The organism is Skermanella stibiiresistens SB22, assembly GCF_000576635.1.
GTDB classification, from domain to species: Bacteria; Pseudomonadota; Alphaproteobacteria; order Azospirillales; family Azospirillaceae; genus Skermanella; species Skermanella stibiiresistens.
In genome coordinates, this window is record NZ_AVFL01000146.1 from 1 (window position 1) to 330 (window position 330).

Below are 330 nucleotides of genomic sequence, written 5' to 3' on the forward strand. Positions count from 1 at the left end.
CGCAGCACGTCCAGCGAGGCGGGGCCGCGCGCCACCAGATCGCCGGTCAGCCACAGTTGATCGCGCTCGGGATCGAACGCAACCTGAGCCAGCAGCGACTTCAGTTCATCGAAACAGCCGTGAACGTCGCCGATAAGGTATGTCGACATAATTAATGGATCAGCGTTGGAATGGCTAAGCGAAAAACGGGAATAGCGGTGCGGAACGGCTGACCCTGATGGTCAACCATTTCGTAATGGCCTTCCATGGTGCCCAGCGGCGTTTCCAGAATGGCGCCGCTGGTGTACTGAAACTCTCCACCGGGCGGAATGACGGGCTGTTCGCCGATCA

Annotated in this window: 2 protein-coding genes; both read right to left on the reverse strand. The window is 59.1% G+C overall.

From position 1 onward, the window contains the following. The coding region (locus N825_RS41155) for a metallophosphoesterase (protein ID WP_037462572.1) at positions 1 to 149 on the reverse strand (149 nt) is incomplete at its 3' end. A 2-nt stretch (positions 150 to 151) separates the two neighbouring features. Next, on the reverse strand, positions 152 to 328 hold the full coding sequence (locus N825_RS40900; protein ID WP_281174409.1) for an ApaG domain-containing protein: 177 nt from the start codon (positions 326 to 328) through the stop codon (positions 152 to 154). Positions 329 to 330 lie beyond the last annotated feature (2 nt).